1 protein-coding gene is annotated in these 471 nt (G+C 44.8%); it reads left to right on the top strand.

Annotation, left to right across the window (positions count from 1 at the left end; genetic code table 11):
* The coding region (locus J3L16_RS15985) for a condensation domain-containing protein (RefSeq protein WP_242698886.1) at nt 1-471 on the top strand (471 nt) is incomplete at both ends.

Below are 471 nucleotides of genomic sequence, written 5' to 3'. Positions count from 1 at the left end.
CCAAACAGGGTTGTGGTTAACATGGCAGCTTAATCCAGAAAGCGCGGCGTATAACATGTCGGGTGTGTTAGCGATTTCGGGTGATTTAAATAAGACGGCATTAACACGCAGTGTTGAAGCATTGATAGCGCGTCATGATGTACTCAATACCTTATTTGTGCTTGATGGTGATGTGGTTAAACAGCACGTACAAACACATTGTGATATTGATTTAGCCTGTTTTTCGTTAGCCACTGTAGCTGAAGCGGAGGCGAAAGCGACAGCGTTATCACAACAGGCATTTACGCTTGATAGTGAAAGACCGATCCGCGTCAGTATCATTGACTTACCTGAGCAGCAATACCATGTGGTGGTGAGTATTCATCATATTGTGGCCGATGGCTGGTCACTGAACATTTTTATTGAAGAGCTGATTGCGCTGTATGTGGGGTTTGTTGAAGGTGAAGCACCAAGCTTAGCTGAATTGCCGAT

Origin of the sequence: Alteromonas sp. 5E99-2 (genome assembly GCF_017368475.1) — a bacterium.
In the GTDB taxonomy this organism is placed as follows: Bacteria; Pseudomonadota; Gammaproteobacteria; order Enterobacterales; family Alteromonadaceae; genus Alteromonas_F.
This window is presented reverse-complemented; position numbering and strand designations above follow the sequence as displayed.